This window comes from Burkholderia sp. Se-20378 (genome assembly GCF_017104665.1).
Classification (GTDB): domain Bacteria; phylum Pseudomonadota; class Gammaproteobacteria; order Burkholderiales; family Burkholderiaceae; genus Burkholderia; species Burkholderia lata.
The window spans coordinates 1-6,489 of record NZ_JAAGPG010000468.1 but is presented as its reverse complement, the minus strand read 5'-3'; the positions used below and the strand labels follow the sequence as shown (position 1 = coordinate 6,489).

Genomic DNA, 6,489 nt, shown 5'->3' with positions numbered 1-6,489 from the left:
GCGGGCCGGGCGGGCAGCGCCGCCGCGGCCGGCGCTCGCTCAGGCCTGCTTCTTCGACAGTGCGAGACGCAGCAGGTCGGCCACCGTGTTGACGTTGAGCTTTTCCATGATGTTCGCGCGATGCGCTTCGACCGTCTTGATGCTGATGCCGAGATCGTCGGCGATCTGCTTGTTCAGGCGGCCCGCGATGATCCGTTCGAGCACCTGCTGCTCGCGCGCGGTCAGCTTCGACAGGCGTTCGCTCGCGGCACGCTGCTCCTGGACGCTCTTGCTTTCGCTTCGGGCCTTGTCGAGCATCCGCTCGACGAGCTTGCGCAGCTCGGCTTCGTCGAACGGTTTCTCGATAAAGTCCATCGCACCCTTTTTCATCGTCGAGACGGCCATCGGCACGTCGCCGTGACCCGTGACGAAGATGATCGGCAGCGCGGCATTGTCGGCAATCAGGCGCTCCTGCAGTTCGAGGCCGCTCATGCCCGACATCCGGACGTCGAGGATCAGGCACGCGATCTGGCCGGCCTGCTGTGCAGGCTGGTAGGCATCGAGGAACTGCTCGGCGCTCGAGAAGCATTGCACGCGATAGCCGTTCGCCTCCAGCAGCCAGCGCAGCGAGTCCCGTACGGCCTCGTCGTCGTCAACGACAAAGACGGTTTCCTGAGTGGTGGTGACAGGGCTATTCATAGTTCTCCCGTAACGGTATGTGATGCCGATGCCTCGCGCCCCCCTTGGCCGAGATCAGCGGGTTCCCCAATGGGCAAGCTGCAGTGGAACGTTGCGCCGGATATGCGGCCATCCGGCTCGACGTTGTTGACCACCCACAGACGCCCCCGATGCGATTCGATAATCGAACGACAGATATTCAGCCCCATGCCCATGCCATCGGACTTGGTGCTGTAAAACGGTTCAAACAGGCGCTCGGCGGTCGCTTCGTCGACGCCCGGGCCCTGGTCGATCACGCGGATGTCGACGAAGCCCGCCTCGATGTCGGCGACGACGCGGATCACGCCGTCCGCCGCCACCGGCTTCACGTCGGCCATCGCTTCGGCCGCGTTCTTCATCAGGTTCACGAGCACCTGCTCGATCAGCACGGGGTCGACATAAATAATAGGCATTCTTGCGAGGATTTCCGTGACGATCCGGATCCTGCGCTTCCTGGCCTCGATTTCGGCGAGCCCGACCGCGTCGGCGACGATGTCCGCGACCCGCGCCGGCTGGCGCTTCGGCTCGCTGCGCTTCACGAATTCGCGGATCCGCTTGACGATCATCCCCGCGCGCAGTGCCTGCTGCGCGGTCTTTTCCAGCGCGGGCTGCAGCGTTTCCGGCGTGCCGCGGCCACTCTTCACGAGCGCGAGCGTGCCCGAGCAGTAGTTGTTGATCGCGGCGAGCGGCTGGTTCAATTCGTGAGCAATCGACGACGCCATTTCACCCATCGTCATCAATCGGCTCGTGAACTGCAGCTTCTCTTCCTGCTGGTGCGCGAGTTCCTGTGCCTTCTTGCGGGTCGTGATGTCGGTCGCGATCTGCATCTGCGCGAGGTGGCCGTCCACCCACTGGATGTACTGGCGACGCACCTCGAACCACTTCTGGATGCTCTCGACGTACACCTCCTGCGCATCGGCGGTGCTGCTCGTCAACGCGGCGGCCGGCAGGCCCGCGAACGCGTCGACCATGTCGATCGAGTCGGACGATGCCTGCGCGCGGTCGAAGCCGCCGCCCGACAGCTCGAGATGGCCGTCCGGGCGAATGCCGAACAGGTGGCGGTAGTAGCGGTTCGCGAACAGCAGCTCGGCTTCGTCTGCAGCCAGCACCGACACCGCGGCGTCGAGGCTTTCGAGCACCGTCGTGAAGCGCTCGTGCGCGGCCGCGAGTTCCTCGCGCGCACGCTTCGGCTCCGTGATGTCGGTCATCGACGACATCCAGCCGGTCTGGCGGCCCGAGCTGTCGATCAGCGGCGACACGTACAGGCGTGCATGGAACAGCGTGCCGTTCTTGCGCCGCACGCGCAGCTCGAAGCCCGAGCTCGGCGCCTTGCCGCGCAGCGTCATGTCGAGCTGGCGCTGCATTTCCGGGTATGCGTCGCGCGGCCAGTACGGGAACGGCGCGACCTTGCCGACGAGGTCGGTTTCGTCCCAGCCCGTCATCCGGCAGAACGCGGGGTTCACGTGCGTGATGCGGCCGTGCATGTCGAGCACGCGCATGCCGATCAGCACCGAGTTTTCCATCGCGCGGCGGAAGAACGCTTCCGCGTACAGCGCCTGCTGCGCCTCGAAGCGCTGGCGCGTGTGCTTCCACAGGCTCCAGAGGCTCCAAAGCACGAAGCACGACAAGCCCGCGACGAGCCACACGAGCGTGTTGTTGGTCAGGTTCGTGAGCTGCGGGAAGGCGTACACGCGCACGGTCAGCCCCTGGCCGGGCGGATCGAGCGGCAGGTCGTAGTGCGAGTCGCGCGGCAGGCGCGGGCGCGTCGACGTGGACGACAGCTCGCGATTGTTCGCGTCGGTGATCGAGATCTTGTACTTCGACGACAGCTCCTGCGGGATGTCGTGCTTCAGGATGCCCTCGACCGAGAACACCGCGGCGATCGAACCGAGATACTCGCGGTCGCCGCGCATCACCGGGGTCTGCAGCGTGATGAAACCGTTGCCGAAGTCGTCGTAGATCAGCGGCGAATAGGCCTGGCGGCGCGTGCTGCGCGCCTCGTCGTACGCGCCGCGCACGGCGTCCTGCATCTGCGCTTCGCCGGGCTTCGCGAGTCGCTGGCCGAGCAGCGGCGGATGCACGGTCGGCCAGCGCTGCACACCGGGCGACGTGTACCAGTTCAGGTAGAGGATTTCCGGATGCGTTTGCATCACGTCCGCGACCGCCATCTGGAATGCGTTCTGGTCGAGGCGGCCGGAGGCGAGATCGCGCGACAGCGCCTGGAGCTGTTCCTGCGCACCCGTCATCGACAGGCGGATCTGCTGCTGCGCCCACGCGACGTTACGGAAGAGGGTGTCTTCCTGCTGCTGCTGTTCGCGGCGATTGAGGCTCCACAGGATGAGGCTCATCACCACCAGGAACACCAGGATCGACAGCAGGGGCGTCAGCAAATAGGAATTGGACCACCACGGTCCGTGGTGCCAACGGGACGGCTGCGACTCCGCCGGCGGGCCCGACGGTCGCGCCGAGCGTGCGAAAAGCCGATCGGTCAACATTGGACGATTGTAGCGCAGCGCAATACATGGAAAACCTATACCGGATATGTTGAACGGAAACGGATTTGTTCAGCCGAGACGCGCCGGAGAGCCCCGGGATATGGGTGCAGCGCAGCAATATTCCGCATTACGAGAAAAGATCTCACAATTCGAAAATTTTGTTGCGCAGGCCCGCGCACGCTCATTACAATCCGTCGGAGCTTGCCCGCAGCCGGTCGCGTCGCGTCGTCTGCACGAGAGCGATCCTCACATTCCAGGACCCAGGAGACGAGAATGTCCGCTGTACCGAACGAAGTGATGAAATATGTCGCCGCCGAACGTGACGACGACCCGCAAGAAACCGTCGAGTGGCTGGAGTCGCTCGATGGCGTGATCTCCTCCGTGGGCACCGGCCGCGCGCATTACCTGATCGAAAAGCAGATCGAGTTCGCCCGCATGCACGGCGAACACCTGCCGTTCTCCGCCAATACCCCGTACATCAATACGATCCCGGTCGCCGCGCAGGCGAAGATTCCGGGCGACCAGGACCTCGAGCACCGCATCCGTTCGTACACGCGCTGGAACGCGCTGGCGATGGTGCTGCGCGCGGGCAAGGACACGAACGTCGGCGGTCACATCGCATCGTTCGCGTCGGCCGCGACGCTCTATGACGTCGGCTACAACCACTTCTGGCACGCAGCGTCCGAGCAGCACGGCGGCGATCTCGTGTTCGTGCAGGGCCACTCGTCGCCGGGCGTGTACTCGCGCGCGTTCCTGCTCGGCCGCCTGAAGGAAGAGCAGCTCGACAACTTCCGCCAGGAAGTCGATGGCCAGGGCATTTCGTCGTACCCGCACCCGTGGCTGATGCCGGACTTCTGGCAGTTCCCGACCGTGTCGATGGGTCTCGGCCCGATCATGGCGATCTACCAGGCGCGCTTCATGAAGTACCTGCAGGCGCGCGGCATCACGAAGACCGAAGGCCGCAAGGTATGGGCATTCCTCGGCGACGGCGAGACGGACGAGCCGGAATCGCTCGGCGCGATCGGGATGGCGAGCCGCGAGAAGCTCGACAACCTCGTGTTCGTGATCAACTGCAACCTGCAGCGTCTCGACGGCCCGGTGCGCGGCAACGGCAAGATCATCCAGGAACTCGAATCCGAGTTCCGCGGCGCCGGCTGGAACGTGATCAAGGTCATCTGGGGCAGCCGCTGGGATGCGCTGTTCGCACGCGACAAGTCGGGCGCGCTGATGCGCCGCATGATGGAAGCCGTCGACGGCGAATACCAGACGTACAAGTCGGAGTCGGGCGCGTTCGTGCGCGAGCACTTCTTCAACACGCCTGAACTGAAGGCACTCGTCGCCGACTGGTCGGACGACGATATCTGGGCGTTGAACCGCGGCGGCCACGATCCGCACAAGATCTACGCGGCTTTCCACGAAGCCACAAACACGAAGGGCGCGCCGACCGTCATCCTCGCGAAGACCATCAAGGGCTACGGGATGGGCGAGTCTGGCCAGGCGATGAACATCACGCACCAGCAGAAGAAGCTGCCGGTCGAGCAACTGAAGAAGTTCCGTGACCAGTTCCGCCTGCCGATCACCGACGAGCAGATCGCCGACGTGCCGTACCTGAAGTTCGAGGAAGGCTCGAAGGAACTCGAATACATGCGCCAGAAGCGCATGGACCTCGGCGGCTACCTGCCGCATCGCCGCGAGAAGGCGACGTCGCTGCCGGTGCCAGCGCTCGACGCATTCGAGCCGCTGCTGAAGGGCACGGGCGAAGGCCGCGAGATCTCGACGACGATGTCGTTCGTGCGGATCCTGAACATCCTGCTGAAGGACAAGGCGCTGGGCAAGCGCATCGTGCCGATCGTCCCGGACGAATCGCGTACGTTCGGCATGGAAGGCCTGTTCCGCCAGATCGGTATCTGGAACCAGGAAGGCCAGAAGTACGTGCCGGAAGATTCCGACCAGCTGATGTTCTACAAGGAATCGGAAACCGGCCAGATCCTGCAGGAAGGCATCAACGAAGCGGGCGGCATGTGCGACTGGATCGCGGCGGCGACGTCGTACTCGACGCACGGCGAGATCATGGTGCCGTTCTACATCTTCTATTCGATGTTCGGCTTCCAGCGGATCGGTGACCTGGCATGGGCCGCGGGCGACATGCGTTCGCGCGGCTTCCTGCTCGGCGGTACCGCGGGCCGCACGACGCTGAACGGCGAAGGCCTGCAGCACGAAGACGGCCACTCGCTCCTGTGGGCGGCATCGGTGCCGAACTGCGTGAGCTACGACCCGACGTTCGGCTACGAACTCGCCGTGATCGTCCAGGACGGCCTGCGCCGCATGGTGCAGGACCAGGAAGACGTGTACTACTACATCACTGTGATGAACGAGAACTACGAGCACCCGGCGATTCCGCAGGGCGAGCACGTGGCGGCCGACATCATCAAGGGCATGTACGCGTTCAAGAAGGCCGACGCCGACAAGAAGGCGCCGCGCGTCCAGCTGCTCGGCGCGGGCACGATCTTCAACGAAGTGATCGCTGCCGCCGATCTCCTGAAGAACGACTGGGGCGTCGCCGCCGACCTGTGGAGCGTGCCGAGCTTCACGGAACTCGCGCGCGAAGGCCACCAGGTCGAACGCTGGAACCTGCTCCATCCGACCGAAGAGCGTCGTCTGTCGCACGTGCAGAAGTGCCTGAAGGACACGCAGGGCCCGGTCATCGCATCGACCGACTACGTCCGCGCGCTGGTTGACCAGATCCGCGGCCAGATCGATCGCCGCTTCGTCGTGCTGGGCACGGACGGCTTCGGCCGCTCGGATACCCGCGAGAAGCTGCGTCACTTCTTCGAAGTCGACCGTCACTGGGTCACCGTCGCCGCGCTCAACGCGCTGGCCGACGAGGGCACGATCGAGCGCAAGGTGGTCGCGGAAGCGATCGCCAAGTACAACCTCGATCCGTCGAAGCCCAACCCGATGACCGTTTAACGCACACGCCGTGTGATGCCGCGCGCCGCTCCCGCGAGGGGCGCGCGCGGCCATGGAGACAGAAACAGATGAGTCAAGCGATCGAAGTGAAGGTGCCGGATATCGGCGATTACAAGGATGTGCCGGTGATCGAGATCGGCGTGAAGGTCGGCGATACCGTCGAGCCGGAGCAGTCGCTCGTCACGCTCGAGTCGGACAAGGCGACGATGGACGTGCCGAGCCCGGCCGCCGGCGTCGTAAAGGAAATCAAGGTCAAGGTGGGCGATTCGGTGTCGGAAGGCACGCTGATCGTACTGCTCGAAGCCGCAGGCGCAGCGGCTGCCGCACA

4 protein-coding genes are annotated in these 6,489 nt (G+C 64.5%); 2 read left to right on the top strand and 2 right to left on the bottom strand.

Annotated elements, in window-relative coordinates:
• Positions 1 to 39: 39 nt before the first annotated feature.
• Positions 40 to 678 carry an oxygen response regulator transcription factor FixJ gene (fixJ, locus tag G3N93_RS31500; RefSeq protein WP_006493245.1) on the bottom strand — a complete coding sequence of 213 codons (639 nt, stop codon included), beginning with the start codon at positions 676 to 678 and terminating at the stop codon, positions 40 to 42.
• A complete protein-coding gene (gene fixL, locus G3N93_RS31495) occupies positions 675 to 3,191 on the bottom strand; it encodes an oxygen sensor histidine kinase FixL (protein ID WP_174941852.1) in 2,517 nt (838 codons plus the stop codon). Before fixL ends, fixJ begins: the two co-directional genes overlap by 4 nt.
• A gap of 273 nt (positions 3,192 to 3,464) precedes the next feature.
• Between fixL and aceE the strand changes: the two genes are divergently transcribed.
• Both aceE and G3N93_RS31485 read left to right on the top strand, forming a co-directional pair.
• On the top strand, positions 3,465 to 6,161 hold the full coding sequence (gene aceE, locus G3N93_RS31490) for a pyruvate dehydrogenase (acetyl-transferring), homodimeric type (RefSeq protein ID WP_174941854.1): 2,697 nt from the start codon (positions 3,465 to 3,467) through the stop codon (positions 6,159 to 6,161).
• Between the two features lie 68 nt (positions 6,162 to 6,229).
• The coding region (locus G3N93_RS31485; RefSeq protein ID WP_307873437.1) for a biotin/lipoyl-containing protein at positions 6,230 to 6,489 on the top strand (260 nt) is incomplete at its 3' end.

Coding starts and splice junctions, on each gene's coding strand:
- aceE (WP_174941854.1), top strand. CDS start 3,465: ATGTCCGCTGTACCGAACGAAGTGATGAAATATGTCGCCGCCGAACGT.
- fixJ (WP_006493245.1), bottom strand. CDS start 678: ATGAATAGCCCTGTCACCACCACTCAGGAAACCGTCTTTGTCGTTGAC.
- fixL (WP_174941852.1), bottom strand. CDS start 3,191: ATGTTGACCGATCGGCTTTTCGCACGCTCGGCGCGACCGTCGGGCCCG.